Origin of the sequence: Streptomyces sp. SID486, assembly GCF_009865385.1 — a bacterium.
Lineage (GTDB): Bacteria > Actinomycetota > Actinomycetes > Streptomycetales > Streptomycetaceae > Streptomyces.
This window is the reverse complement of the sequence record NZ_WWJT01000240.1, coordinates 1-745: the sequence shown is the minus strand read 5'-3', so window position 1 is coordinate 745 and position 745 is coordinate 1. Positions and strand designations below refer to the sequence as shown.

Here is a 745-nt window from a genome sequence, read left to right as displayed (position 1 = left end):
GGTGCGCGGAGGCGGGCCGCCGGCTGGACGCGGAGGCGGCGGCGCTGGACCGGGTACGGGGGTCCGGTGCGCGGGAGGCGGGCGAGGGAGCCGGGCCGGCGGGGTCGGAGGTGGCCGAGGGGCGGTGCCGCGAGGCGGCTGTCCGGGTGGTGGCCGCGCAGCGCACCCTGGCGGCGCTCCGCGAGCGGTACGCGCCCTCCGCCTCCGGGTCCGTGGCCGGGTACCTCGAACTGGCGGAGGACCGGCTGGTGTTCGCCGGCGCCCGGCTCGCCGGGGCCCGCCGGGCCGCCGAAGAGGGCGACGCACGGCGGGCCGCGTGGCAGTTGCGTGCCGGGGAGGGCGCGGTGGCGCAGGCCGAGGTGCTGGCGGGCGGCGTGGAACGACTCGCGGCACAGCTGCGGCAGGCGGCCGCACTGATGCCGTGGACTCCGGCCGCTACGGAAGCGGGGCCGGCCGGCACGGCAGCGGGGCCGGCCGGTACGCAGGCGAGACCGGGCCCTTTGGAGGCGGGGCCGGGGGGTACGGAAGCGAGACCGGACGACTCGGAGGCGGGGCCGGGAGGTACGCAAGCGAGACCGGCCGGCACGGAAGCGAGACCGGACCGTACCGAGGTGGGGCCGGACGTCTCGGAGGCGAAGCCGGACCGTACAGAAGTGAGACCGGACCGTACGGAAGCGAGACCGGACGACTCGGAGGCGGAGCCGGGAGGTACGCAAGCGAGACCGGGCGACTCGGGGGCGGGGCC

The 745-nt window shown here is 78.8% G+C and carries 1 pseudogene; it reads left to right on the top strand.

The annotated features are described in order from the left end of the window. Positions 1 to 745, top strand: a pseudogene (locus GT045_RS39625) (hypothetical protein); the annotation flags it as partial.